Here is a 25,200-nt window from a genome sequence, read left to right on the forward strand (position 1 = left end):
ACCCGAGCTGTTCCTCGGGTCACAGACCGGTTTGCCAACGCGCAGACGCTGTTACGGTAAACGGAGTATGTACCTCCGGTTAAACGTTTCGGGCGTTTTGTTCAATGGCGAAGGAGGCCACGGGCGATGGTGGCTGTCGGTTTTCCCGGTCCGCGGCTGGAACTCGGGGCTTCGGTCGCCGGAACGCTCGAACGGTGGCGGGCGGCGGTGCACGGCCGCGGCGGCGAGGCGATCCGGCAGCTGGCGCTGATCACCGTGCTCTATCTCGGTTATCGGTTCGGGCGGCTGATCACGGCGGACGACACCGCGCGCGCCTTCGGCAACGCGCACGATCTCCTCGCTGTCGAAGACCGGCTCGGGATGATGGCGGAGACCACCGTGCAGGCGCCGTTTCTACGTTGGGATCCGCTGGCCGTCTCGGCCAACTTCTATTACGCGACAGCGCACTTCACCGTCGCCGTCGGTGTGATCGTGTGGCTGTGGATCTTCCGCCCCCGGCACTACCGGTTGACGCGCAACCTCATGGTCGGGCTGACCGGCACGGGCCTGCTGCTGCACGTCCTGCTGCCACTCGCCCCACCACGCATGCTGCCGGAACGCGGATTCGTCGACCTCGCCGCCCTGCACGGTCAATCCGTCTACGGCCCATCACATTCCGACGGCATGTCGAACCAATTCGCCGCCATGCCCTCCCTCCACGTCGGCTGGGCCCTGCTGCTCGCCGTCGCCATGATCGCCGCGACCCGCACCCGCTGGCGCTGGCTCGCCCTCGCCCACCCCGCCCTCACCACCGTCATCGTGATCGGCACCGGCAACCACTACTGGCTCGACGCCATCATCGCGGTGCTGCTGCTAGCCGGAATCGCGGTGGCGCACCGCATAATCCTGCCCGCCGCATCGACCTGGGCACCATCGGCCCAACCCCGCGACACCCTCCGAGTCGCGGCTGGCACCCCCGTCCACCAAGGCGCGCAATCCGACCGTAGGGCGCCGTAAACCGGCCCACCGCGATGAAGGTCACGTCCAGTCGGCTTGGCGGGATGGAGGTGGCCTTCGGTCGGCTACCACACCGATCACCCTGCGCGCCGCAGTAGCTCGAGTCTTAACCTGCGCGGCATGGGCGTGGTCCGGTGGGCTTTGATGCTCAGGTGTTGCCGGCGGTCCACAAGAGTCGAATCCTGAACGGCCACAGCTTAAGCTCGACTTGCTGCACAGAGGGGGAGGACTCGGAGTGTCGAATAGACGGCATCTGGGCGACCGGCAGGTGTGCCTCACCGGTGCTGGAGACATGCTCGGCGACGGGCGTGTGACGGCGACGTGGCGCTGGCCGCTTTCGCCAGCATGTTCGGGACGAAGGTTATTGCGCCACTGCGGAGAGCGACACGGCTGGCGCAACGGTGCAGTGTGCTAGGAGAATTCTCGCCGAGATGGAACCGAAGCGGCCGGTCCTTCGTCCAACCTCGTATGAAACCCCGACATGCAACCGCTGACGGCACGCACCGGCAGACCAAGGTCGCCGCATTCGCCGCGATTGCTCGGCTTGGGGGTGAGGATGCGGTTGTCGAATGATGTGGCGTTTGGTGCTTCCGAGACGCAGCGGCCTTGTGACAACTCTATGAAGAGAGGAAATAATGACCGATTTCAAGGTTGTTCCAGATGACCTGGACAAGGCAGCAGCAGCATTGCTGAAGATTGCCGAAGAAAACACCAAAGCCGTTTCTTATGCCAAGGAATGGCTGGATCTGGAAGGCAATGCTGGCGCTATTCTGAAAGATATTATTCAGACGCTCGACGAAAATTGCTCCAATATTGCGTACAACTATGAGCGCCTCGGCGTTTTAACTAATTTGTCGGAGCAGGAGCTGCGGAAGGCTGCTCAAATGTATCGAACAACCGACGCAAAGAACGCAGCCAATCAGGACGCGCTATACGTCAAGGCAGAAGGCGAATGACCGAGTCTCCGATCGAAAAACTGACCGCACCAGACGACGTGGATTGGTTTCCAGGTTCAAGTGTCGCCCAATTCATTCTCGGCGGCGATTTGCTCAGCATCACCGGCGTTTTGAATCAGATAATCGACTCGACCACAGGATGGAACGCGGTTGAATCGATAACCAGCAACTTCGGTGGCGACTGGAAGGGGCTCCGCAAGTCCGCTCATGCGTTCAGAAACTTGGCCGAGTACAATGATGCATATGCCGCGACAGTGAAGTCCTCCGCCGAATACTTCAGCACTTCATGGCAAGGGAAAGCAGCTACCAGTGCGGTCGAATACTTCGACGAGCTGTGCACAGCCCTGAAAAATCAGGCGACGGCGCTGAATAAGATCGCAGACGAGATCAATGTCTTTGCCGAAGCGTCCTACCTGATGATTCAAGCGATGAACAACATCGTTCAGATGATTGTCGACCTCGCGATCGTTTTGATCGCGACAATCGCCGCTTACGGCACCGGAGTCGGAGTGGCAGCGTCGGCGGTAAGTGCCGCTATTTCGGCGTCGATGATCGCCAAAGTCGCGGCAGCGATGAAAATCATCGGCGAAAGCCTCGTCATCGCCGAAGGGGTTTTGGGCCTGATCGTCACCGGACTTGCTGCAGCGCAGGGTGAGGACAAGTACACGCAGCTTCCCAGCCTCGGAAAGTCCTACAATCACAGTGCGGTGTAATCATGAAACCAGATAACGAGCCGATGCTTGACACCGTTGGCGGGGATATCGGAATGTCGCGCCATATTGCGAAGGCCCTTACTGCCATTGCCGATCGCACTCACGACAACAATCTCAAAAGTCTGTTGCGGGAGATTTTGAGTGGTCAAGGCAGCATTCGAGACCTTATACGCAACGAGGGGTTTATTCGCCTCGGCGAGACCGTTGTTCCCCCCGCTATTGCGGAACTGAAGTCACTGAGCCCGGAACAGATGCAGCGCCTCGCAGAACAGGGCAATGCAATACTGGATCGGTATCGGAATGAGGTTCCGGCCGGCCAGCATCAGCCCGGACAGGATGCTAGCCATAAATCGCAACATCAAAGCCCGCCTCCAAATGCGGATCCAAACTCAGTAGGCGTTGGTTACCCTGACCGTGCGCGAGATTCTCGAACACTGCCAGGAACACGGAAGCCCAACCGCGACAGAATTGTTTGGCCGGACGACGATCTGGACGAAGACGACGCGTACTTCCAGGAACGTAACCAGAGGGGCTGGTTACAGTGACGGAGAGTAATGAACGAAGCCTCGGCCCTCCAATGACCTATCAGCGGCCAGAGACGAACGCGAGCGATGTGGTGGTTCGGTTGCGCCGGTCATCCGGACTTGCCGCGAATACCGGGCCTGTGTGGTTGGATCGACTGAGAGCCATGGCGCCCCAACCGCTCGAACTCGAGATCGACCAGCCGCTGCCACCGATATGTAGCAGACATGGACGTCCGGAGGTTTCGCGCCGTCCGGTTCGTGTGTATTTCTTCGACTCCTATTCCCGTCGCCGATCTCCCTCAGTTGTGCCCGAATTCTCGGTCGCAAGTGTGCTACAGCCGGAGTTGCGTCAGAGAACAGTCTCGTCCGTCGTCGTTGGGGAATGGCCAGTCTGCGACCGGTGTGAACGCGCCGGTCGACTGGCTCGCCGTATCGCACGGTTCCTGTATGCAGCGATGGCCGCAAATCTGGCGGCATTCGTGATCGTGGCGGCGACGAAGTTCGAGCCACTGATCGTCCCGGTTTCGGCTGCGCTGCTACCTGGTTCGATCCCGCTCGGGCTGTTAGCGGCGGTTTGGATCACCAAGAAGGGAGTCGAACCGGTCGTATTCCGCCCCATCTACGATGTACGCTTCGTCTTCGCGCAGGCTCATCCCCGCTTCCGAGCAGCCATCGATGAGGACCCGCGCTACAAGCCACCCTTGGGTTGAGCGGAGATGGGCATTCGCTCTGGTGCCGAGTGGAACTGCTGTGGCTGGTATCGACGCCGAGGTGAGATCCACGGCTGGACCCGTAGTCGGACGGATCCGCGGCAACGCCAAACCTCGCCCGCTCACGCAGTTCGGCAGTGATCCGCGGCGAGCCGTAGGCGCCTGCGGAGTCGGCGTGCACCTCAGTGATCTTCATCTCGAGATCGGCGCTGCCTGCTGTCGTGGCGTCAAAACCGTTGCCGCAGCATGCTTCACGTATGCGTAGTAGCCGGACGAGGAGACGCCCAGCAGCGGTGCCATGCGGCGGACGAGTGAACTATTCGACCTGTGCCCCAAATGAGCGAAAGGCCGAACAATTTGGATCTCTGCTTCACCTGACCGAACGGGCCAACGATTTGGATCTCTGCTGCACCTGAGCGGACGGCTCAACCATTCGGATCTTTGCTCGCCCTGAGCGGACAGCTCGATGACTCGAGTCTCCGCATCCCCGAGCCAAGTATCCGAATCATGCTCAGCTCAACCACAAGCTGGGGGTCCGGGGGCGAAGCCCGCCGGGCGGGGCGTGGGGGTTGCACCCCCACAAAACATTGCGAAGCGAACCAGGCCCACGCTTTCCGTGGGCATGGGCCACCCATGAGCGGAGCGGAGACGGAGGGATTTGAACCCCCGGTCGCTCTCGCGACGCTCGCTTTCAAGGCGAGTGCATTCGGCCGCTCTGCCACGTCTCCAGGCCCACGATCCTAACGGACGGCTCAATCGGCTCGCTCGCCGATTATCTTGTCGATGCGGGCGAACACCTCGCCGACGACGGCGAGGTGTTCGGGGACGAGCAGGTCGATGAAGTCGGTGCGGACAGCTTCGACGTGGCCGGGGGCGGCCGCTTCGAGGCGGCGCATGCCCTCGTCGGTGAGCTCGGCGACAACGCCGCGGCCGTCCTCTTCGCAGGTGTTGCGGCGCACCATGTGCTGCGCTTCCATGCGCCGGATCTGGTGGGTGAGCCTGCTGCGGGAGGAGAGCACACCGTCGGCGAGTTCGCTCATGCGCAGCGCGCGGCCCGGCGCTTCGGAGAGCAGCACCAGGATTCGGTATTCGGCGAGACTGAGATCGCTGTCGCGCTGCAACTGCTTGTTCAGCGCCGTCATCAGCCGCTGATGGCCGTCCATGTAGGAGCGCCATGCTTGCTGCTCCGTCGGGCTCAGCCAGCGGGGCTCGGCCGTGCGACCGCTTGGTTCGGGTTCCACCGCCTTATTCTAAGCGGCCCTGAACTGGGCAAACCCCGGTTCTGTTCACCGGACGGCGGCGATCGTGCCGCGATTCAGGTCGGCGACGTTCGCGCATCCGGACAACCCGAGCGCCGAGTCCAGGTCGGCGAGCAGCAGCCGCAGCGCGTGCCGGGCGCCGTCGCGGCCCGCGATGCCGAGACCATACGCGTACGGCCGCCCGTACAGCACCGCCTTGGCGCCGAGCGCGAGCGCGATCAGCACGTCGGAGCCGCTGCGCACGCCGGAGTCGAACAGCACGTCGGCGCGGTCACCGACGGACGCGACGACCGCGGGCAGCGCGTCGAGCGCCGCGATCGAGCCGTCGACCTGTCGGCCGCCGTGGTTGCTCACCACCACCGCGTCGGCGCCAGCGTCCACCACGAGGCGAGCGTCGTCGGGATGCAGGATGCCCTTCACGGCGATCGGCAGATCGGTCCATTCGCGCAGGTGGGCGAGGTCGGCGGCGCGCAGATTGTGGTTGCCGAACAACCCGACCCAGGTGAGGATCGCGATTCGCATGGCGTCCTCGCTCTCCTCGGGCGGCGTCGGCAGCTTCGCGCGGAACACCGGGTCGGACAGATAGTTGGCGATGCCCTTGCCGTGCAGGAACGGTAGGTGCGCGAGCTCCAGATCCTGCGGCCGCCAGCCGAGGGTCGGGGTGTCGACGGTGACCACGATGGCCTTCGCCCCGGCGCGCTCGGCCCGCTGCACGAAGGACCGCGCCAGCTCGGGATCGTTCGGCCAGTAGAGCTGATACCACCATTCGCCCGCCGCCGCGCCGACCTCCTCGATGGTGGACGAGGCCGCGGTGGACAGCACCGACCCGATCCCGAGTTCCTTCGTGACCTCGGCGACGATCACCTCGCCGCCCTCGTGCATCAGTTCGAGAACGCCGATCGGCGCGGTCAGCACGGGCGCGGCCAGCCGGGTGCCGAGCACGTCCACGGAGAGATCGCGCGCGCCGGGACCGGTGGTGCCGCGCAGCATGCGGGGAATGATCCGGTACCTGTCGAAGGCGGCGCGGTTGGCCGCCGCGGTGCGTTCCGCCGACGCGCTGCCCGCGACGTAGGCGTATTCGGCAGGTCCGAGGACTTCCTTCGCGCGTCTTTCCAAACCCGCGGCCGTCATGGGCAATTCGGGCACGATGCCGCCCAATCCGCCCAGGTAGATCTCGTTCTGGAAGTCGATGAAGCTGCTCACGCGGGGAACGCTAGTCCGTTGTGTCCGTTCCCGCAGGGTCCTCGGCCGATCGGTGGTTCGTCGAGCGGTCGGCGGGCACTATGGGTTGATGCGCGCGATCGAGTTGACCGAATTCGGCGGACCGGAAGTACTCACCTGGGGCAAGGCCCCAGACCCTGTGCCCGGTCACGGCGAGGTGCTGATCGACGTGGTGGCCGCGGGGGTGAACCGCGCGGATCTGCTCCAGCGCCAAGGCCGCTACAACCCGCCCGCGGGCGCCAGCGAGATCATCGGTTTGGAGTGCTCGGGCATCGTCGCCGAGGTCGGCGAGGGTGTGCGGGACTGGCGGGTCGGCGACCGGGTGTGCGCGCTGCTGTCCGGCGGCGGCTATGCCGAGCGCGTGGTCGTCCCGGCGGGACAGGTCCTTCCGGTGCCGGACGGTTTGGACCTCGCCGCGGCGGCGGCGCTTCCCGAAGTGGCGGCGACGGTGTGGTCGAACCTGGTGATGACGGCCGGTCTGCGCGCGGGTCAGCTGGTGCTGATCCACGGCGGCGGCAGTGGCATCGGCACGCACGCCATCCAGCTGGCGGTGCACAAGGACGCGCGGGTGGCGGTCACCGCGGGCTCGGCCGAGAAGCTCGCGCGCTGCGCCGAACTCGGCGCGAACGTGCTGATCAACTATCGCGAGGACGATTTCGTCGCCGCGGTCCGCGCCGAGCGGTCCGGCGCGAACGGGCCGGGCGCCGACATCATCCTCGACAACATGGGCGCGGCCTACCTGTCCCGCAATGTCGAGGCGCTGGCCGAGCACGGCCACCTGGTGGTGATCGGCATGCAGGGCGGGGTGAAGGGCGAGCTGAACCTGGGCGCGCTGCTGTCGAAATGGGGTTCGGTGCACGCGACCAACGTGCGCAACCGCCCGGCCACCGGCGCGGGAAGCAAGGCCGAGATCATCGCCGAGGTGCGCGGGCACGTCTGGCCGCTGATCGCCGACGGCACCATCGTGCCGGTGATCCACGCCGAACTGCCGATCGCGGAGGCCGCCGAGGCGCATCGGATGCTGGACGCCGCCGACACGTTCGGCAAGGTCGTCCTGCGGGTGGACGCGAGCTGAACCCGCCTCACTCCAGCGCGGCGAGCGCGCGGCCGAGCTGATCGATCTCGAATTTGGTTGTGTAGGGCGCGAGTCCGACGGTCACAGCCCCGCCCTCGTCGTTGACGCCGAGCGCGTCGAGCAGCCTGCTTCCGCCGTGCACGCCGCTGAGCGTGCCGATGCGGGCGTCGGCCAGTTTGGCGGCGATCTTCTCCGCCTGCATCCCGGCCATGGTGAAGCTGACGGTCGGGATGCGGGTGGAGGCGCGGCCGATCACGGTCAGGTTCGGGATCTTGTCCAGCACGTCCATCAGGTGCTCGAACAGCTGGTCGTGGTAGTCCTGCAGCGAGGTGATGGAGATTTCCAGCCGCTCGCGGCGGGTGCCCGTGGCCCGCTCGTCGAGACCGGCCAAGAAGTCGATCGACGTGGTGAGACCCGCCAGCAGCGCGTACTGGTGCCCGCCGACCTCGAGCCGTTCGGCGCCTTTCGCGTACGGATTCAACGACATCGACGGAATCCGGTCCAGGAACGCGGGATCGCGGAACACCAGCGCGCCGATCTGCGGCCCGCCCCACGCGGGCGCGCTCAGCGCGACCACGTCGGCGTTGAGTTCGTCGATATCGATGAGCGCGTACGGCGCCGCGCCGAACGCGTCGGCGACGAGCAGACCGCCCACCTCGTGCACGCGGTCGGCCGCCACCCGCACGGCGGGCGCGGAGCCGACGATGGGCGAGGCCGCGGTGAGCGCCACCAGTCGTGCCGTCGGCCCGATCAGCTCCTCGAACTGCCAGGACGGCATCTCGCAGGTCTCGATCTCGACCTCGGCCCAGCGCACGTGCGCGCCGTATCGATTGGCGATCCGCAGCCAGGGCGCGACATTGGCCTCGTCGTCCAGGCGGGACAGCACGATCCCGGTGCCGAGGCCGAGCCGGGAGCTGAGCGACTCCGCGAGCCAGGCGAGCAGCACCGCCCGATCCGGGCCGAGCACGACGCCCGCCGGATCGCCGCCGACCAGGTCGGCGACGGCCTCGCGGGCGGCGTCGAGGATGGCCGCGCTGCGCACCGCGGCGCCGTTGCGGCCGATATGGGAGAACGACGACGTGCGGAAACCCGTTGACACGGCACGAGATACCGAGTCAGGGACAAGCATGCCCGCCTGCGGATCGAGGTGGATCCAGCCGTCGCCCAGGGACGGTATCAGGCCCCGAACCCTCGCGACGTCGTAAGTCATGTTGGCCACTCTAAGGGCAGCGGGCGAGGCTGCGTAACCGCCTTCCCCTCCCCGGCCGCTCGCGAACGCGACGGCGAGGGACCCCGCCCGGACCGGCCATCGGCACCCGGCCGCGGCTTCGAGGGCGCCGCGGAGCTGGGCATTCGAATCAGCATGGCAACCGACTTTCAGCAAAATCCGAACCACACGACCCGCACAGAATAGTCGGCGCCGCCCTGCCGCGGCACCGACCCGCCTGCACCGGGACCGGCCCGTTCAGCGCGTCCGGCGACTGGCCCGTTCAGCGCCTTCGGCGACTGCCCCGTTCAGCGCCTTCGGCGGCTGCCCCGTTCAGCGCCTTCGGCGGCTGCCCCGTTTAGCGCCTTCGGCGAGTACGCGACATGATAGGGAACATGACGCACTCGGATGAGTCACCCGATTCCATCGTCGTGGTCGGACCCGACGGGCAGCCGCTGGTCATTCCGGCCGACGCGGGCACCCCGCTGACCGGACAGGTGGTCACCGACAGCGACAAGAAGACCGACGGCTCGGACGACCGCGACGACTCGGGCGAATCGCTCGCCGACATGGTGGAACAGCCCGCCAAGGTCATGCGTATCGGCACCATGATCAAGCAGCTGCTCGAGGAGGTGCGCGCGGCTCCGCTCGACGACGCGAGCCGCACCCGGCTCAGGGAGATCCACAAGTCCTCGGTGCGCGAGCTCGAGCAGGGTCTCGCGCCGGAACTTCGCGACGAGCTCGAGCGGCTGACCTTGCCCTTCACCGACGACGCGGTGCCGTCCGACGCCGAACTACGGATCGCCCAAGCCCAGCTGGTCGGCTGGCTGGAGGGCCTGTTCCACGGCATCCAGACCGCGCTGTTCGCCCAGCAGATGGCGGCCCGCGCGCAGCTCGAGCAGATGCGTCAGGGCGCGCTGCCGCCCGGCATCCACACCGTCGACCCGCGCGGCGGGCGCGGCGACCAGTCGATGGGCGGTTCGGGCCAGTATCTGTAACCCCGCTTCGCGGGTGAGGAGTTTCGCGCGTCCCGCGTGTACCAGCGGACCCGGTGCGAGGATGCAGGGGTAGGGTCGAGCACCGTGCCCGCCGCTGCCGCTCGCCCCGACTCCGACGAGAGTTCGGCGCGTCCTGAAGAGAGCCCAGTGCGTTCAGATGACAGCTTGCGTTCTGACAGTTCCGAGACCACCGAAGAGGGTCCGGTGAGTGCCGAGAGCACCGCGCCGGCGCAACCGAGCGGAGCCGAGGCGATGCCGCCGCTGCCCTCCGACTCGCAGACCTTCCGGCGCGCGATCAAGGACATGCGCGACGGCTTCAGCCAGCGCGAACTATGGCTCTCGCTCGGCTGGCAGGACATCAAGCAGCGCTACCGGCGCTCGGTGCTCGGCCCGTTCTGGATCACCATCGCGACCGGCGTGCAGGCCGCGGCGATGGGCATCCTGTACGCGACGCTGCTCGATCAGCCGCTGCGCGAATACCTGCCGTACGTGACCGTCGGGTTGATCGTCTGGAATGTGATCCAGGCGAGCATTCTCGAGGGCTCGGAGGTGTTCATCGCCAACGAGGGCTTGATCAAACAGCTTCCGTCCGCGCTCAGCGTGCACATCTACCGGTTGGTGTGGCGGCACTTGCTGTTCTTCGCGCACAACATGGTCATCTATGTGGTGCTGCTCGCCGCGTTCGGTATATGGGAGAACCTGCGCTGGTCGAGCCTGCTCGCGATACCCGCGATCGGCTTGATCTTCCTGAATTCGATGTGGGTGTCGATCGTGTTCGGCATCTTCAGCACCCGATACCGCGATATCGCGCCGATTCTCAGCAGCACCACGCTGATGCTGTTCGTGCTGACGCCGGTGATGTGGACGACCAAGACCTTGGAAGAGCAGATCGGCGGCGCGAGCGATCGGGCCCGGCTGGTGGAGATCATCCCGACCTTCCACTACCTGGAGATCGTGCGCGCTCCGCTGCTCGGCGAGCCGCAGGAGCTTCGGCACTGGGTGATCGTCGGCGCGATCACCGTGGTGGGCTGGATCGTCGCCGCCTTCGCCATGAAGCAGTACCGTTCGCGCGTACCGTACTGGGTATAGGAGCCGCTGCGATGAGCCGTGTGAGTATCGAAACCCGTCAGGCGTGGGTCGAATTCCCGATCTTCGACGCCAAATCGCGGTCACTGAAGAAGGCGTTCCTCGGCAAGGCGGGCGGCGCCATCGGGCGCAACCAGTCCGACGTGGTGGTGGTCGAAGCGCTGCGCGACATCACGCTGTCGCTGAAAGAGGGCGACCGGGTCGGCCTGGTCGGCCACAACGGCGCCGGGAAATCCACGTTGCTGCGGCTGCTTTCGGGCATCTACGAACCGTCGCGGGGTAGCGCGCGCATTCGCGGGCGGGTGGCGCCGGTGTTCGATCTCGGCGTCGGCATGGACCCGGAGATCTCCGGTTACGAGAACATCATCATTCGCGGGCTCTTCCTCGGCCAGACCCGCAAGCAGATGCTTTCCAAGATCGACGAGATCGCGGAGTTCACCGAGCTCGGCGAATATCTGCAGATGCCCTTGCGCACCTATTCGACCGGTATGCGGGTGCGGTTGGCGATGGGCGTGGTGACCTCCATCGACCCGGAGATTCTGCTGCTCGACGAGGGCATCGGCGCGGTCGACGCGGAATTCATGAAAAAAGCGCGGCTGCGGTTACAGGAACTCGTCGCGCGTTCTGGCATCCTGGTGTTCGCCAGCCATTCCAACGAATTCCTCGCTCAACTCTGCGATTCCGCGCTGTGGATCGATCACGGACAGATCCGTTTGCGCGGCGGCATCGAAGAGGTGGTGCGCGCCTACGAGGGTCCGGACGCCGGAAACCATGTCGCGACCGTGCTGAAGGAAATGGCAGCGGAGCGGGCGGCGACCGAAAAGACCGAGGACAGCGCACGAGAACTGGAGCGGAACAACGCATGAACGAGCCGACCGGGCAGAACGCCCCGATCAGCGCTGGGGCCGACGCCCCGGTCGACTCGCCCGCGCCGGAGGTGGTCTACACGCCCACCGACACCGGGCCCGACGCCCGCATCATCGCCGTCGTGGTCACCCACAAGCGCCGTGACCTGCTGGCCGAATCGTTGAAGGTCGTCGCCTCGCAGTCGCGACCGGTCGATCACCTCATCGTGATCGACAACGGCAACGAACCCGAGGTCGCCGAACTGGTGCAGCAGCAGCCGGTCGAGACGACCTACCTCGGCTCGGCCCACAACCTCGGCGGCGCGGGCGGTTTCGCGCTCGGCATCCTGCACGCGCTGTCCCAGGGCGCGGACTGGGTGTGGCTGGCCGACGACGACGGCAGGCCCGAAGGCGCCGAGGTGCTCGCCACCTTGTTGGACTGCGCGAAGCGGCACGGCCTCGCAGAAGTCTCCCCCGTTGTCTGCGACATCGATGACCCGGACCGGCTGGCCTTCCCGCTGCGCCGCGGCGTGGTGTGGCGGCGGCTGCGTTCCGAGCTCGGCGACGAGGACTTCCTGCCGGGCATCGCGTCGCTGTTCAACGGCGCGCTCATCGCCACGGCGGCGGTCGACCTGATCGGCGTGCCGGACCTACGCCTGTTCGTGCGCGGTGACGAGGTCGAGGTGCACCGCAGGCTGGTCCGCTCGGGCCTACCCTTCGGCACCTGCCTGCAGACGGCCTACCTGCATCCCAACGGCGCCGCCGAGTTCAAGCCGATCCTGGGCGGCCGGATGCACACCCAGTACCCCGACGATCCGGTGAAGCGCTACTTCACCTACCGCAACCGCGGCTACCTGATGGCTCAGCCGGGTATGCGAAAGCTGTTGCCGCAGGAGTGGATCCGATTCTCCTGGTTCTTCCTCGTCACCCGCCGCGATCCCGCCGGGCTGAAGGAGTGGTTCCACTTGCGCTCGCTCGGGCGAAACGAGCAGTTCGGGAAGCCGGAGAAGTAATTCCGACCCCGGCGCAGACCGAGCCGCCATTCGATTACCGCCGATTTCGGCGTGCGCCCGCTGAGTCGGGTAGGCAATCCAGCCCCTCCGAGCGCGAAGGTGTGCGCTCGATGCGGGCAGCCGGGTAGCGGGCGATAAATCGGTTGCGGGGGTGTCGGGTGTCTGGCAGGGTCTTGGGAAGTTGGCGGTTCGAGACGGAAGTGAGGAGGTGGAGATCGTGACGACGAATGTCCGGGTTGTCGTGCCCGCGTGCGCCGCGCTGCCGCGTGCCGCCGCACCGCACTCCACCTCTGTTTCCTCTCGCTGAACCCGGGTCGGGTTCGGCGCCCGACGAATGGATTCTTCCCATCATGGTCGACTACGACCTGCTCGTTCCCTACGGCTGGACGGAAGCCGTAGCCAATGAATACGCCGCGCTCATCGATGACGGGTGCGTGCCCGCGCGGGTGATCCGGATGGATCGCAGCGAATGCGATGTGGCGACGCCGGACGGCTGGGCGCGCGCGAAATGCCCGCGCTCCGATGCCGATCCGAGCGGCTTGTGCACCGGCGACTGGGTGAGCCTCGACGCGCAGCGCAACGTGCGCGCGCTGCTGCCGCGCCGCTCCGCGATCGTGCGCTCCACGGCCTCGCGGCGGTCCGAGGGCCAAGTGCTCGCCGCCAACGTCGACACCGTGCTGGTCTGCACACCCGCCGACGGCGACGTCGACCTCGGCCGGATCGAACGGATGCTCGCTCTGGCCTGGGAGAGCAACGCGCGACCTGTCGTCGTGCTCACCAAAGCCGATGCGGCCGAGGACATTCCGATCGAGACGGTGCAGGCGGTCGCACCCGGCGCGACGGTGCTCGCGGTCAGCGCGAGCAGCGGGTACGGGATCGATGTGCTCACCGCCGTTCTCGCCGGGACGGTCGCGCTGATCGGCCCGTCCGGCGCGGGCAAGTCGACGCTGGCCAACGCGCTGCTCGGCGCGGAAGTGTTCGCCACCAACGCCGTTCGCGCGGTGGACAAGAAGGGCAGGCACACCACCGTGCACCGGGAGCTGCGCCCGCTGCCCAACGGCGGAACGCTCATCGACACTCCTGGTCTGCGTGGCATCGGCCTGTGGGACGCCGCCGAAGGCATCGAGAAGACCTTCAGCGACATCGAGACCTTCGCCGCGCACTGCCGTTTCGGCGACTGCTCGCACGAGGGCGAACCCGGCTGCGCGGTGCGCGAGGCCATCGAGACCGGGGCCCTCACCCAGCGCCGGTTCGACAGCTATCGCAAGCTCGGCAAGGAGAACGCGTGGATGGAGGCCAGGGCCGACAAGCGCTTGCAGGCCGAACGCGACCGCGCCTGGCGCGGCATCAGGAAACAGCAACGTCAGATGTATCGGGAGCGAGGGTCACGGCGCTGATTCCCTGAGGTAAGCAGTCCCCTATGCAACTAGTTGCATAGGGGACTGCGCTACGCTTAGCCTGCAAGACGTGGCGTCGCGGGCGCGTCTCGTCCGCGGCACGAACGACAGGAGCAGGTCATGACGGAACCGGGTTCGAAGCCGCTGGCGGGCAAGACGTTGATCATGTCGGGCGGCAGCCGCGGCATCGGTCTGGAGATCGCCAAGCGCGCCGCGGCCGACGGCGCCAACATCACGCTGATCGCCAAGACCGATCAGCCGCACCCCAAGCTCCCCGGCACGATCCACACCGCGGCGGCGGAACTCGAGGAGGCGGGCGGGCAGGTGCTGCCCTTCGTCGGCGACGTGCGCCTCGACGAGTCGGTGGCCGAAGCGGTGCGCCAGACCGTCGAACGTTTCGGCGGCATCGACATCGTGGTGAACAACGCCTCGGCGATCGACCTGTCCAACACCGACGCCCTGTCGATGAAGAAGTACGACCTGATGCAGGACATCAACTGCCGCGGCAGCTTCCTGCTGTCCAAGCTGAGCCTGCCGTACCTGCGCGAGTCGGCCAAGGCCGGGCGCAACCCGCACATCCTGACCCTTTCCCCGCCGCTGAACCTGGACCCGAAGTGGGCGGGCGCCTCGCTCGGCTACACCATCGCCAAGTACGGCATGTCGCTCACCACGCTCGGCCTGGCCGAAGAGCTGAAGAACGACGGCATCGGCGTGAACTCGCTGTGGCCGCGCACCACCATCGCCACCGCCGCCGTCCGCAACCTGCTCGGCGGCGACCAGATGATCGCCACCTCGCGCACCCCCGACATCTACGCCGACTCCGCCTACCTGGTGCTCACCTCGCCCGCCGCGAAGACCACCGGCAACTTCTTCATCGATGACGAAGTGCTCGCCGCCCACGGCATCACCGACCTCGACAAATACCGCGTCGTCCCGGGTGACGCCGAGCTCACCACCGACCTCTTCCTCTGATACTCGAACCGGCCCGGCGGACCCCAACTTTCGCCGGGCCGGTCCCGACTCACCACACCCGCCGAACCGCTCCCCACGAACACCGGCCGCCGCCGACTCACAACCGGTGGCAGGCCCGTCCCCGCAGACCGCGCCAACGCCTCAGCCCAGGCCACCTTGCGAAGCATGTGAACCCTTTGCGAGGCCTATTGCCTGAAAGTCGCTGGCGGAGAAGTGTGGAATGTACCGGTGGCGCCACCGGGCGCTGCCTCGTGCAGAAAGGGGGTGGATCGTGTTCGCACGTTCTACCACTGTTCACGCGCAGCCCTCCGCCATAGACGCCGGGATTGCGCACGTGCGCGACGAAGTAATGCCCGCTGTCGAAGGCATGCAGGGCTGTATCGGGTTGTCGTTGCTGGTCGACCGAGGATCCGGGCGTTGCATCATCACGACGGCGTGGGAAACCGAGCAGGCGATGCGCGACAGCGCGGTCCGGGTCCGGCCGATCCGGGAGCGCGCCGCGGAGACGTTCCGCGGCAACGCCGAAGTCGAGGAATGGGAGATCGCGGTGCTGCACCGCGACCATCGCACGCAAGAGGGCGCCTGCGCACGCGTGGTTTGGGTCGAGGGCGACCCGAACCGAGCCGACACGGCGATCGAGACCTACAAGACCCGCGCGCTCCCGGGGATGGAAGAGCTCGAGGGTTTCTGCAGCGCGAGCCTGATGGTCCACCGGTCCTCCGGACGCGGCGTCTCCTCCACCACGTTCGACAGCGCCTTGGCGATGGACCGCAACCGCGAGCAAGCCGCCCGGATTCGTGAGACCAACACCCAGCACATGGGCCTCCGGGTGACCGACGTCGCCGAATTCGAGCTGGCACTCGCGCATCTGCGCGTACCCGAGCTGGTCTGATACCAGCGCGGCGCCGTCGGGTAGACGGCGCCGCGGCTCGGCTCAGCCGTTGATGCCGTAGAGGCGCTCCCAGTTGGCGCGACTGGTGAGTTCCGGCATGGCGGCGCGGTAGCGCTCCTGCAGCTCGGGCAGCTCACGACGCAGGCGGCGCAGCACACGGAACGTCCGCAGCAGCAGCTGGCGGGCGCGGGCCTTGTCGCGCTGCCGCACCCGGACGCCGGACTGCGAGGCGTCGGTGACCACGACGTGGTCGAACAGCGAGACGTGCCACCAGTGCGCGTCCTCGCGGGTGATCCCGATCAGGCCGTGCTGGGTGCGGCCGAACCACTGGTTGATCGCGCGCTTGACGAGCACAAGCGCTTCCCGGCTCGGCTCGCCGCTGGCCCTGCGCAACTGGATGTCCGCCGCGCGCACCGGCGGCGTCGCGGCCGGGTGCTTGATCGTCTCGCCGTAGTCGTTGCGGCTGGTGCGGGCGGCGGCCAGCGCGGCGATGCCGCCGTCGCGCAGGATCTTCGGACCCTCGAGGAAGTCCTCGATGCCCTGCAACGTCGTGTGCACCAGCCCGTACTGCATGGCGACCAAGTGCTCGGCGATGTTGCGGAAGAGCTGCTTGGTGATCTTCTTGCCGTCCAGATCGGCGTGCATGGCTCCGACGATGAGCGAGTTGCGCGTGCTGAAGTAGCGCGCCCAGTCGTCGTAGTCCTTCCAGTAGAAGTCCGCGTGCCAGACCGCCGCGTTGGGCAGCGTGACGGTGACGAACCCGTGCTCACGCGCCCGCACGCCGTACTCGACGTCGTCCCACTGGAAGAAGATCGGAACCGGCAGGCCGATCTTCGCGACCACCTCGGCCGGGATCAGGCAGGTCCACCAGGCGTTGTAGCCGGCGTCGACGCGGCGCTCCTGGTTCTTCTTCAGCATGCTGGTGTTGCGCAGCGCCTTGGGCACCTTCTGGCCGTGCCGCAGCTCGTGCAGGTGCACCTCTTCAGCGCCGACGTTGAGGTAGTCGGGGTTGAGCAGGAACAGCATCTGCGCGCCGACCAGGGTGGGTTCCACGGTCAGGTTGGCGAAGGCGTTGAGCCGCAGGACCGTTTCCGGTTCGCAGAGGATGTCGTCGTCCATCAGGATGACGTCCGCGTGCTCGTTGACCGCGGAGACCTCGTAGAGACCGCGCGTGAAACCGCCCGCGCCACCGAGGTTCGGCTGCCGGATGTAGCGCAGCTTGTCGCCGAAGACGGGCTGCACCTCCTGGTAGCGCGGCCGGTCCTGCACCAGATCGGTGCCCTGGTCCACCACGTAGACCGCGTCGATCGCGGCGAGCACCGTGGGGTCGGAGGCCAGCGCGGCCACCGTCTCGGCGCAGTCGGCGGCGCGGTTGAACGTGCAGATGGCGATGGCCACCGGGCGCACCCGCTCCGGCGCGACCGAGGTCCAGGTGAGTTCGGAGATGCCGAGCTCGCCGCCGTCGGCGTCGAACTCCAGCCAGATCGCGCCGCCGTCGACGTACTGGTCGAGCGGCGCGGTCAGGGTGAGCGGACCGCTCGCGTCGACCTTGGCGGTGTCGACGATCCTGCGGTGGCCCGCGATGTCCGAGGCGACCAGACGGACCCTGGCTTTTTTCGTCACGTCGAGCACCATCGTGGCGCGCACCTCGGTGACGGTGGTCCAGCGCTGCCAGTAGCTGGCCGCGAACCGGCCGAAGTAGGTGTTGGTGTGGGCGGTGGCGCCCTTCTCCAAGCGCAACGCCAGTCGTTCCCGCGCCGCGCGGCCCTTGACCACCGCGTAGAGTTCGTCGCTCACCTTGGCCGATGGACCGGTGAAGATGCCCCGCTGCAGGACCATCCGGTCCGGCGCCCGATGATCGGCACGCAGCGAGGCGGGCGCGGCGGCGGGCGTAGCGTGATCGTTCGGTTCGGTAACGGCCTGGGTAGCCGACTGCTCCATGAAGTCCTCGAAATCCTCATTCTTGCCGACGGGACAGACACGCCCCTGGATGCCGTGCGCGGCGGGAGCGAGGATATCAACCGACGTCGGAGCCCGCCCGTCCAGCAACCAGGGGTATCACACCCGCTATTGTTGCTGACTATTTGCTGCTTTGCCGGTGAAGACGAATTTGTCGTACGCCCAATACCGGAAGACCACCGCGACGATCTGACCTACCAGTGTTCCCGAGATGTTGTCCGACAGCGGGCTGGACAGGTCGAGAACGTAGCGGGAGAACCCGAGGCAGCCCAGTTGCAGGCCGATCGCGACGACATTGAACACGGCGTAGAGCAGGTACTCGCGCGCCGGATTGTCGGTCCGCTTGTCGCCGAAGGTCCACCACTTGTTGCCGAAGTAGGTCACCACCGTCGCCACCGCGATCGCGATGATCTTGGCGGGCAGCGGCGCGTGGTACAGCACGCCCTCGCCGCCCCAGAACACCAGCACGTTGTAGGTGCCCGCGTCGACGAGGAAACCGATCGCGCCGACCACCAGGAAGGCCGCGCCCTTGCGCAGCGCCGCGACCAGCTTCGTGATCAGCGACTCGCTCGACGGGACCGCGGCGGGCGCGGACGCCTCGGCGGACTCGGAGCGCTCGGGCGTCGACACGGGCTGCTCGGGGAAAGACACCGGGCGACGGTACCCCAGCACCCGAATGCCTCGGGTGCGCGCCGGATGTCCCGAGCCATGTACCCTCCCCCGTGTTCCCCATTCGCGCCGACATCGAGGAATGACCCCGGGTGGACTCCACCGAGCTTCGTATTGCCGCCGTGGTCCCGTGCCACAACGAAGAGGCCTCGGTGGCCAAGGTTGTCGCCGACCTCCAAGCCGCTGTGCCGGGAATCGTCGTCTACGTCTACGACAACCTGAGCACCGACCGGACCGCCGAACTGGCCCGCCAGGCAGGCGCGATCGTCCGCCAGGAACACACCAAGGGCAAGGGCAACGTGGTGCGGCGCGCGTTCGCCGACATCGAGGCCGACGTCTACCTGATGATCGACGGCGACGACACCTACGAGGCGGCCGACGCCCCGCTGATGATCAAGACGCTGCTCGACGGCCCTTACGATCACGTGCTCGGCGTGCGCAAACAGGACGCTTCCGGCACCGCCTACCGCGCGGGCCACGAGGCCGGCAACCGGGTGCTCAACGGCGTGGTCGGAAAGGTGTTCGGCGAGAACGTCGAAGACATGCTCAGCGGCTTCCGGGTGTTCTCCCGCCGGTTCGTCAAGAGCTTCCCCGCGGTCTCCCGCGAGTTCGAGATCGAGACCGAGCTGACGGTGCATTCGCTGCACCTGCGGGTTCCGCAGACCGCCGTTCCGGTCGGCTTCCGCGATCGCCCGGCGGGCAGCGAGTCCAAACTGCGCACCTACCACGACGGTTTCAAGATCCTCGCGCTGATCATCGGCTTGGCCAGGCACGAGCGGCCCGTCGCGTTCTACGGTCTGTTCGGCACGCTGAGCTGGCTGGTCTCGATCGTGCTGACCATTCCGATCGTCATCGAATTCACCAGGACGCACGAGGTTCCACGCTTCCCCACCCTGTTCCTCGGCTTCACGCTGCTTCTTCTCGGCAGCCTGGCCTGGACCGCCGGGTTGATCCTCGACGGCATCCGCCGGTCCCGCCACGAGGCGGCGCGGCTGGTCTACCTGCGCTATTCGGCGGTCGTCGCGGAGGACGACCCGTTCCGAAACGGCGGTGACGCGTCGGGCCGTGGAGAGGCGCGGTGACCACGTCCGCCGATCGCGGCAGCACGGTGGGGGCCGACGGGCACGAGGGGGAGCAAGGTCGGGACGTGTCGGCGAACGGGTCCGCGAAATCGACCGACGGTGCGAAGGTCACGCCGGGCACGGAACAGGCCACGGCCACGCGTGAAGAGGCCGCGGCCGACAACACGAAGACGATCGACGCTTCGGACACGGAACAAGCCGCCGCGCGCGAAGAGGGTTCGACGTCTTCCGGCGCGTTCGGCACGGTCCGAAAGGCCGGTCGCGCCATCGTCACTCGCTTCGGCGCGGCGACCGTCGCGTTCGCGGTGATCACCGCCCTCTTCGGCTCGCTGTTCGCCGTGCTCTCCCCGCCGTTCTGGGGCCACGACGAGATCACCCAGTTCGGCCGCGCCTACCAGGTCGCGTACGGCGGCTTCCTGCCGCAGCAGATCGAGGACGGTCGCGGTCTCGCCTACGGCGGCGATGTGCCCGTCAATGTCGACGCGCTGATGGGCTATTCGTTCCGCGACTACCAGGACAACCCGCAAGAGCCGGACCCCATGGTGGCCGATCCCGGCGCGTACGACCGGCTGAAGAGCGCCCCGGTCGACTCGCCCATGACGTCGGTCTGGTTCACCAACACCGCCGCCTACTCCCCTGTGCCGTATGTGCCCGCCGCCGTTGGCATTCGGGCCGCGGGGCTTTTCGACCTGGACGTGGGCTCGATGGTGCTGCTGACCCGGCTCGCGGGTCTGCTCGCCTACTTGATCGTGGTCGGCTTCGGCCTGTACGCGCTGCGCGCGCATCGGGTGCAGTGGCTGGCGTTCACCGTCGCGGTGCTGCCGATCGCGGTGTTCCAGGCGGGCACGGTCACCGCCGACACGCTGACCAACGCGCTGGCCATCATAGTGTCCGCGTTGCTGATCAAGGCGCTGTTCCTCGGCAACGGCCTGAGCCGCGCCGAAACGGTCGCCCTGCTCGGCGCGACGCTGCTGCTGCCCGTCAGCAAGCCGACCTACGTACTGCTCGCCATGCTGGTGGTGCTGGTGCCGGTGGACCGCTTCGGATTCTTCGGCGGTGCGGCGGATTTCGGCTTCACCTGGCGCCGACTGGTGCCGTGGGCTTTCGCCGCCGGAGGCGCGCTCGCCTTCGCGGTCTGGATGAAGATCGCGGCGCCCACCGGCGACGGCATGAGCCTGATGCGTCCGCCGCACCAGTGGTACACCGTCAAGCCCGGTGAACAACTCGGCGAGATCCTCGGTGATCCACTGCATTTCCTGAGCGTCTTCGGCGACAGCATCTCCTACCGCGACCAGCGCTGGTTCACCCAGTTCTTCGGTGAGCTCGGCTTCGCCTACATCGATGTGCCCGCCGTCGCGGTGCTGGCCTGCCTGCTCGCCTTCGCGGTGAGCGTCGGCATCGCGGACCGGATGAACCCGCGCACCGCCACCTTCGTGCGGACGCTGGTCGTGGCGCTCACGGTGGCGGCCAGCGTCGCGATGATCTACGTGACGCTGTACATGTCGTTCACGCCGGTCGGCTACTACATCATCGACGGCGTGCAGGGCCGCTACTTCGTGCCGCTCGCGCTGGTCGCGTTCGCGGCGCTGCTGCGCTGGATGCCGTTGCGGCTCACCGACGCTCGCGGGAAGACGCCGACGCGGGGACCTGCGGTGACGATTGTCGTCGCGAGCTCGGTCGCGCTGATCGCCTCGGTCGCGAAATACAGCACCATCGTCTGGGGCTGAGCCTTCCGAGCCGCACGGTGGCCGGCGTCCAGCTCGGGGCCGGCTTCGGCGCGACGGTGGTGTGCGCGGTCGCCGCGGATCGTCGAAATGGCGGCTACCGCAGTCGCAGCGGGCAGATCTAGGGATTCACCGGGCCCGGCCGGTGAACTACGCGAGGTCCAGGGTCTGCTCACCGGCCGCCGTGTAGGCGCGTTCGGTCGCGGCTTTGTCCGGACGCCACCAGGATTCGTTGTCGCGGTACCACTGGATGGTGGCCGCCAGGCCCGCGCGGAAGTCGGCGTAGCGCGGGGTCCAGCCGAGTTCGGTGCGCAGCAGGGTGGCGTCGATCGCGTAGCGCTGATCGTGGCCGGGGCGATCGGTGACGTGGTCGAAATCGTCGGGATCGCGGTCGAACGCCTCGAGCAGCATCCGCACCACGGTCTTGTTGTCGAGTTCGCCGTTCGCGCCGATCAGATACGTCTGGCCGACGCGGCCGCGGTCGAGGACGTCCCACACCGCGCGGTTGTGGTCGTCGACGTGGATCCAGTCGCGGATCTGATGGCCCGCGCCGTAGAGCCGGGGGCGCACGCCGTCGATCAGGTTGGTGATCTGGCGCGGGATGAACTTCTCCACGTGCTGGTACGGGCCGTAGTTGTTGCTGCAGTTGGACAGCGTGGCGCGCACGCCGAACGAGCGAGCCCAGGCGCGGACCAGCAGGTCGCTGGACGCCTTGGTCGTGGAGTACGGGCTCGACGGGTTGTACGGGGTGGACTCGGTGAAGGCGGGCGCGTCGGGGGTGAGATCGCCGTACACCTCGTCGGTGGACACGTGGTGGTAGCGCACGTCGTGCCTGCGAACGGCTTGCAGCAACGAGTAGGTGCCGACGATGTTCGTCTGCACGAAGGGCCACGGCTCGGTGAGCGAGTTGTCGTTGTGTGATTCGGCGGCGAAGTGCACCACCGCGTCCACTCCGCTGACCAGCTCGTCGACCAGGTCGAGATCGGCGATGTCGCCGTGCACGAATTCGATGCGGTCGGCCACCGGATCGAGCGACGCCTTGTTGCCCGCGTAGGTCAGGGCGTCCAACACGGTCACCCTCGTGCCGGGCCGCTCGGCCACGGTCTGCTGGACGAAATTCGCACCGATGAATCCGGCGCCGCCGGTTACGAGCAATCGCACGCTACGACCTTACGTGGGCAGGCACCCGACTTCTATGGCGGAGGGCTATCAAAGGCTCTAGCCCGAAGAGTGTGACCTTCGTCTCTTTACATTTCGCTAGGAGAATGACGACCGGTTTGGTTCGCCGCCGAAAACCCTGGATTCGGGTGCACGTTTCCGGGACCGCACCAAGCCGTGAGGCGCAATGGTGAACAAAATTTGAATTAACGGTCACAAACGGTTCACCACGCGTTAGCTGCTCTAGATTTCGATCATCTAGTCCCCTCCGAACGCTTCACATCGAGGTTCCAAACAAAATGCTGATGAGGAAATTCGCCGCCACCTCGGCGCTGCTGATCGCCGCGCTCGGCGTCACCGCTGGCGCGGTCAACGCGTCGCCCACCGCTCCGGCTGCCGATGCGCCGATCAACTTCACCGCCAGCTCCACCGATACCCAGTCCATCATCTCCCTCGACTCCGGGTCGCTGGTCGTCGAAGACGACGCGCTGAAGATCAAGGCGGCCGACGGCACCGTCGTCGCGGGAACTCCGCTGAAGTTCCGCGTCGACGAGTTCGAATTCCCGATCGCCGCGGAGATCTCCGACCGCACCGCGACCCTGACCCCGCAGCTCGACGTCGACAAGGCCGTGTACAAGCCGGTCGCCCTGCCCTACGAGGACAAGGCGCCCTGGAAGAGCGAGTACGACCGTGAACTCGCCGCGTTCAACCGCATGAAGGACACCATCGGCATGGGCGCCACCATCGGCACCCTGGTCGGCGGCCTGAGCGGCGCGGCCGTGGGCTGCGTCCTCGGCGGCATCGCGGGCGCGACCGTCGCGTCGGCCACCATCGTCGGCCTGTTCGGTCCGTTCATCCCGGCCGCGGCCATCGGCTGCATCGGTGGCATCCTGGCCGTCGGCGCGCTCGGCACCCTCGCGGGTCAGATCCTCGTCACCGCCCCGGTGGCCATCGGTGCTGCGATCCAGTACTTCGCCACCATCAACCAGCCGTTCGTGCCCCCGGCCAAGTAATTCGAACGGCTTGCCGCACAATTGAATTCGCGCGACGGAGTCGCGCTTCAGCAGGCCCCGCCCGGTCCGACCGGGCGGGGCTTTCGCATGCCGGGCGGCCCGACCTCGACGCACCGCGCCACGACGCGGCGCACATTCTCCGCAACCCGTTCGGTTCCGCTGTGTTCCGCGCCACCACGCGCTTGACCCGAACAAAAGTTCAGGTTCTACCGTCGAGACGGAGCCGAGGACCGAACGGCTCCGAACAGGGAATTGTCGAAGCGGATGGTAATCGAGTGAACACAATCTTAACAATACCGATTCCTATGGTTACCAATTGTTTGCGCCTGAGCGCACAATTCCCAGCGCATCGCGGATAAAGGGATACGGACAAATGCTGATGAGGAAATTCGCCGCAACCGCCTGGCTGCTGGTCGCCGTCGTGGCGAGCACCGCGGGCACCGCCACCGCGGACACCGAGGGAGCGGGGTTCACGGCGAGCGCCGATGGGCCCGCCGCGACCGGCCACACCGAGACGGTCGGCTTCACACCACGCACCGATGGCATTCCCGTGACCGGCCACCCCGAGACGATCGGCTTCACGGCGAGCACCACCGGCGACACCGCCGTGATCGGCATCGACGCCGGAGCGCTCGTGATCGCGGACGAGATCCTGGAGATCCGGGCCGACGACGGCACCGTCCTCGCGGGCACGCCGCTGAAGTTCCGCGTCGACGACTTCGAGTTCCCCATCGCCGCGGAGATCTCCGGCCGCACCGTCACCCTTACGCCGCGGCTCGCCCTCGACGAGGCGCGCTACCGGCCCGTCGCCCTCCCGTTCGAGGACAAGGCCCCGTGGAAGAGCGAATACGAACGCGAGCAGGCCGCATGGTCGCGGATGACCAGCACGATCGGCCTGGGCGTCAGTATGGGCGCGCTGCTCGGCGGACTCGGCGGCGCGGCCGTCGGCTGCGTCCTCGGCGGCATCGCGGGCGCAACCGTGGCGGCAGCCACCATCGCCGGACTGTTCGGGCCGTTCCTGCCCGCGGCCGCCGTCGGCTGCCTCGGCGGCATCGCCGCGATCGGCGCGCTGGGCGCGGTCGCGGGTCAGTTGTTCGTGACGGCTCCCGTCGCCATCGCGGCGGTCGCCCAGTACTTCACCACGATCAACGCGCCTTTCCCGGCGAAGTGAGCATTTCAATCCCGTAGGAAACGGCGCGCGCCCGATACTCGAGCCCGATCAACGCGCCGTTCCCTGCAACGTGAGCCGGTCCCGCAGGAAGCGGCGCGCGCCGATGGTCGCGTAGCCGCCGGTCAGGGCGACCAGCGCCGCGGCGACACCGCGGTGGATGTCGCCGCGGACCACGTGCGCCGTTCCGCTCGCGGTGTCGAGGACGTCGACCATGAGAGCGAGACGCTGCCAGCGCGGTCGGTCGGCGGGCGCGGCGGTCAGGTAACCGAGACCGAGCGCGAGCGCGCGAGCGCCGAAGATCCGGGTCATGTAGCCGAGTTCGGGAGTCGGGCGGGTCAGCGCCAGGCGCGCCGCCGTGCGCGGCGCGGCCAGCGCGGTCGCACCGAGCGCGATGCGACCGTAGGCGAGCGCCGAAAGAGCCCGGTCGAGTGTCGTCGGGGTCGTCTCTGTAGCCACCATGAGCTCAGCCTGCCGAAACGCGACATCGGAGTCGATTACGTCAGAGGTAATACGACAGCATCCCGCCCCGGGCGCGGGCCCGGGGCGGGACAAGACTCGTC

General features: G+C 67.0%; 24 protein-coding genes and 1 tRNA gene. 17 read left to right on the top strand and 8 right to left on the bottom strand.

The features are described from left to right. The first annotated feature begins 126 nt into the window (after positions 1-126). From ABZV58_RS00810 to ABZV58_RS00830, 5 genes are all read left to right on the top strand, one after another. A complete protein-coding gene (locus ABZV58_RS00810) occupies positions 127-996 on the top strand; it encodes a phosphatase PAP2 family protein (RefSeq protein WP_354998105.1) in 870 nt (289 codons plus the stop codon). 635 nt (positions 997-1,631) lie between these two features. Continuing rightward, positions 1,632-1,952, top strand: coding sequence for a type VII secretion target (locus ABZV58_RS00815; protein ID WP_354998106.1), 321 nt, complete (start codon positions 1,632-1,634; stop codon positions 1,950-1,952). Further along, complete coding sequence (locus tag ABZV58_RS00820; protein WP_354998107.1) at positions 1,949-2,665, top strand: WXG100 family type VII secretion target; 717 nt, start codon at positions 1,949-1,951, stop codon at positions 2,663-2,665. The genes ABZV58_RS00815 and ABZV58_RS00820 overlap by 4 nt, the downstream gene beginning before the upstream one ends. 2 nt (positions 2,666-2,667) lie before the next feature. Then, complete coding sequence (locus ABZV58_RS00825) at positions 2,668-3,210, top strand: hypothetical protein (RefSeq protein ID WP_354998108.1); 543 nt, start codon at positions 2,668-2,670, stop codon at positions 3,208-3,210. 434 nt (positions 3,211-3,644) lie between these two features. Further along, on the top strand, positions 3,645-3,899 hold the full coding sequence (locus tag ABZV58_RS00830) for a hypothetical protein (protein WP_354998109.1): 255 nt from the start codon (positions 3,645-3,647) through the stop codon (positions 3,897-3,899). Between the two features lie 643 nt (positions 3,900-4,542). Here ABZV58_RS00830 and ABZV58_RS00835 read toward each other — a convergent pair. The 3 genes from ABZV58_RS00835 to ABZV58_RS00845 all read right to left on the bottom strand — a co-directional run bounded on the left by ABZV58_RS00835 (position 4,543) and on the right by ABZV58_RS00845 (position 6,361). Next, positions 4,543-4,627 (bottom strand) — tRNA-Ser (locus ABZV58_RS00835). Positions 4,628-4,651: 24 nt separating this feature from the next. Next, complete coding sequence (locus ABZV58_RS00840; protein ID WP_354998987.1) at positions 4,652-5,062, bottom strand: MarR family transcriptional regulator; 411 nt, start codon at positions 5,060-5,062, stop codon at positions 4,652-4,654. 123 nt (positions 5,063-5,185) lie between these two features. Continuing rightward, entirely contained in the window at positions 5,186-6,361 is a 1,176-nt protein-coding gene (locus ABZV58_RS00845; RefSeq protein WP_354998110.1) for an alpha-hydroxy-acid oxidizing protein, read from the bottom strand. Positions 6,362-6,449: 88 nt separating this feature from the next. Here ABZV58_RS00845 and ABZV58_RS00850 point away from each other — a divergent pair, with 88 nt between their 5' ends. Next, on the top strand, positions 6,450-7,454 hold the full coding sequence (locus ABZV58_RS00850) for an NAD(P)H-quinone oxidoreductase (protein WP_354998111.1): 1,005 nt from the start codon (positions 6,450-6,452) through the stop codon (positions 7,452-7,454). A gap of 7 nt (positions 7,455-7,461) precedes the next feature. Here the strand turns inward: ABZV58_RS00850 and ABZV58_RS00855 are convergent, their stop codons facing one another. After that, entirely contained in the window at positions 7,462-8,664 is a 1,203-nt protein-coding gene (locus tag ABZV58_RS00855) for a cysteine desulfurase-like protein (protein ID WP_067789854.1), read from the bottom strand. A gap of 392 nt (positions 8,665-9,056) precedes the next feature. On the opposite strand from ABZV58_RS00855, the gene ABZV58_RS00860 reads away from it, so the two are divergent. The 7 genes from ABZV58_RS00860 (at position 9,057) to ABZV58_RS00890 (ending at position 15,864) form a co-directional block, all read left to right on the top strand. After that, positions 9,057-9,659, top strand: coding sequence for a bacterial proteasome activator family protein (locus ABZV58_RS00860; protein WP_354998112.1), 603 nt, complete (start codon positions 9,057-9,059; stop codon positions 9,657-9,659). Positions 9,660-9,911: 252 nt separating this feature from the next. Then, on the top strand, positions 9,912-10,748 hold the full coding sequence (locus tag ABZV58_RS00865; protein ID WP_354998988.1) for an ABC transporter permease: 837 nt from the start codon (positions 9,912-9,914) through the stop codon (positions 10,746-10,748). An 11-nt stretch (positions 10,749-10,759) separates the two neighbouring features. Continuing rightward, positions 10,760-11,611, top strand: coding sequence for an ABC transporter ATP-binding protein (locus tag ABZV58_RS00870; protein ID WP_354998113.1), 852 nt, complete (start codon positions 10,760-10,762; stop codon positions 11,609-11,611). After that, the gene (locus ABZV58_RS00875) at positions 11,608-12,603 is read left to right on the top strand and encodes a glycosyltransferase family 2 protein (protein ID WP_354998114.1); all 996 of its coding nucleotides are present in this window, start codon (positions 11,608-11,610) and stop codon (positions 12,601-12,603) included. Before ABZV58_RS00870 ends, ABZV58_RS00875 begins: the two co-directional genes overlap by 4 nt. 350 nt (positions 12,604-12,953) lie before the next feature. Beyond that, positions 12,954-14,000 carry a ribosome small subunit-dependent GTPase A gene (gene rsgA, locus ABZV58_RS00880; protein ID WP_354998115.1) on the top strand — a complete coding sequence of 349 codons (1,047 nt, stop codon included), beginning with the start codon at positions 12,954-12,956 and terminating at the stop codon, positions 13,998-14,000. A 120-nt stretch (positions 14,001-14,120) separates the two neighbouring features. Beyond that, on the top strand, positions 14,121-14,972 hold the full coding sequence (locus ABZV58_RS00885; RefSeq protein WP_354998116.1) for an NAD(P)-dependent oxidoreductase: 852 nt from the start codon (positions 14,121-14,123) through the stop codon (positions 14,970-14,972). A gap of 271 nt (positions 14,973-15,243) precedes the next feature. Continuing rightward, complete coding sequence (locus tag ABZV58_RS00890) at positions 15,244-15,864, top strand: antibiotic biosynthesis monooxygenase (protein WP_354998117.1); 621 nt, start codon at positions 15,244-15,246, stop codon at positions 15,862-15,864. Positions 15,865-15,906: 42 nt separating this feature from the next. Here ABZV58_RS00890 and ABZV58_RS00895 read toward each other — a convergent pair whose 3' ends face one another. Beyond that, the gene (locus ABZV58_RS00895; protein ID WP_354998118.1) at positions 15,907-17,805 is read right to left on the bottom strand and encodes a glycosyltransferase; all 1,899 of its coding nucleotides are present in this window, start codon (positions 17,803-17,805) and stop codon (positions 15,907-15,909) included. 126 nt (positions 17,806-17,931) lie between these two features. Beyond that, complete coding sequence (locus tag ABZV58_RS00900) at positions 17,932-18,474, bottom strand: GtrA family protein (protein WP_354998119.1); 543 nt, start codon at positions 18,472-18,474, stop codon at positions 17,932-17,934. Positions 18,475-18,584: 110 nt separating this feature from the next. Here ABZV58_RS00900 and ABZV58_RS00905 point away from each other — a divergent pair, with 110 nt between their 5' ends. Both ABZV58_RS00905 and ABZV58_RS00910 read left to right on the top strand, forming a co-directional pair. Continuing rightward, positions 18,585-19,574: a glycosyltransferase gene (locus tag ABZV58_RS00905; protein WP_354998120.1), complete on the top strand. Its 990-nt coding sequence runs from the start codon at positions 18,585-18,587 to the stop codon at positions 19,572-19,574. Next, on the top strand, positions 19,571-21,301 hold the full coding sequence (locus tag ABZV58_RS00910) for a DUF2142 domain-containing protein (RefSeq protein ID WP_354998121.1): 1,731 nt from the start codon (positions 19,571-19,573) through the stop codon (positions 21,299-21,301). Before ABZV58_RS00905 ends, ABZV58_RS00910 begins: the two co-directional genes overlap by 4 nt. 147 nt (positions 21,302-21,448) lie before the next feature. Here the strand turns inward: ABZV58_RS00910 and rfbB are convergent, their stop codons facing one another. Continuing rightward, entirely contained in the window at positions 21,449-22,459 is a 1,011-nt protein-coding gene (gene rfbB / locus ABZV58_RS00915; RefSeq protein ID WP_354998122.1) for a dTDP-glucose 4,6-dehydratase, read from the bottom strand. Positions 22,460-22,755: 296 nt separating this feature from the next. Between rfbB and ABZV58_RS00920 the strand changes: the two genes are divergently transcribed. Further along, entirely contained in the window at positions 22,756-23,469 is a 714-nt protein-coding gene (locus ABZV58_RS00920) for a hypothetical protein (protein ID WP_354998123.1), read from the top strand. Between the two features lie 373 nt (positions 23,470-23,842). Further along, positions 23,843-24,640 (top strand): hypothetical protein, encoded by a 798-nt coding sequence (locus tag ABZV58_RS00925; RefSeq protein WP_354998124.1) that lies wholly within the window; start codon positions 23,843-23,845, stop codon positions 24,638-24,640. A gap of 48 nt (positions 24,641-24,688) precedes the next feature. On the opposite strand, the gene ABZV58_RS00930 is transcribed toward ABZV58_RS00925, so the two are convergent. Beyond that, on the bottom strand, positions 24,689-25,099 hold the full coding sequence (locus ABZV58_RS00930) for a hypothetical protein (RefSeq protein ID WP_354998125.1): 411 nt from the start codon (positions 25,097-25,099) through the stop codon (positions 24,689-24,691). Between the last annotated feature and the right edge of the window lie 101 nt (positions 25,100-25,200).

Source organism: Nocardia sp. NPDC004654 (assembly GCF_040609595.1).
Lineage (GTDB): Bacteria > Actinomycetota > Actinomycetes > Mycobacteriales > Mycobacteriaceae > Nocardia.

Excerpts from the sequence above, each read along its gene's own strand:
- ABZV58_RS00920 (WP_354998123.1), top strand. The coding sequence starts at position 22,756 with ATGCTGATGAGGAAATTCGCCGCCACCTCGGCGCTGCTGATCGCCGCG.
- ABZV58_RS00810 (WP_354998105.1), top strand. The coding sequence starts at position 127 with ATGGTGGCTGTCGGTTTTCCCGGTCCGCGGCTGGAACTCGGGGCTTCG.
- ABZV58_RS00815 (WP_354998106.1), top strand. The coding sequence starts at position 1,632 with ATGACCGATTTCAAGGTTGTTCCAGATGACCTGGACAAGGCAGCAGCA.
- ABZV58_RS00825 (WP_354998108.1), top strand. The coding sequence starts at position 2,668 with ATGAAACCAGATAACGAGCCGATGCTTGACACCGTTGGCGGGGATATC.
- ABZV58_RS00830 (WP_354998109.1), top strand. The coding sequence starts at position 3,645 with ATGGCCGCAAATCTGGCGGCATTCGTGATCGTGGCGGCGACGAAGTTC.
- ABZV58_RS00865 (WP_354998988.1), top strand. The coding sequence starts at position 9,912 with ATGCCGCCGCTGCCCTCCGACTCGCAGACCTTCCGGCGCGCGATCAAG.
- ABZV58_RS00820 (WP_354998107.1), top strand. The coding sequence starts at position 1,949 with ATGACCGAGTCTCCGATCGAAAAACTGACCGCACCAGACGACGTGGAT.
- rsgA (WP_354998115.1), top strand. The coding sequence starts at position 12,954 with ATGGTCGACTACGACCTGCTCGTTCCCTACGGCTGGACGGAAGCCGTA.
- ABZV58_RS00875 (WP_354998114.1), top strand. The coding sequence starts at position 11,608 with ATGAACGAGCCGACCGGGCAGAACGCCCCGATCAGCGCTGGGGCCGAC.
- ABZV58_RS00895 (WP_354998118.1), bottom strand. The coding sequence starts at position 17,805 with ATGGAGCAGTCGGCTACCCAGGCCGTTACCGAACCGAACGATCACGCT.
- ABZV58_RS00840 (WP_354998987.1), bottom strand. The coding sequence starts at position 5,062 with ATGGACGGCCATCAGCGGCTGATGACGGCGCTGAACAAGCAGTTGCAG.
- ABZV58_RS00860 (WP_354998112.1), top strand. The coding sequence starts at position 9,057 with ATGACGCACTCGGATGAGTCACCCGATTCCATCGTCGTGGTCGGACCC.
- ABZV58_RS00925 (WP_354998124.1), top strand. The coding sequence starts at position 23,843 with ATGCTGATGAGGAAATTCGCCGCAACCGCCTGGCTGCTGGTCGCCGTC.
- ABZV58_RS00930 (WP_354998125.1), bottom strand. The coding sequence starts at position 25,099 with ATGGTGGCTACAGAGACGACCCCGACGACACTCGACCGGGCTCTTTCG.
- ABZV58_RS00870 (WP_354998113.1), top strand. The coding sequence starts at position 10,760 with ATGAGCCGTGTGAGTATCGAAACCCGTCAGGCGTGGGTCGAATTCCCG.
- ABZV58_RS00850 (WP_354998111.1), top strand. The coding sequence starts at position 6,450 with ATGCGCGCGATCGAGTTGACCGAATTCGGCGGACCGGAAGTACTCACC.
- ABZV58_RS00855 (WP_067789854.1), bottom strand. The coding sequence starts at position 8,664 with ATGACTTACGACGTCGCGAGGGTTCGGGGCCTGATACCGTCCCTGGGC.
- ABZV58_RS00885 (WP_354998116.1), top strand. The coding sequence starts at position 14,121 with ATGACGGAACCGGGTTCGAAGCCGCTGGCGGGCAAGACGTTGATCATG.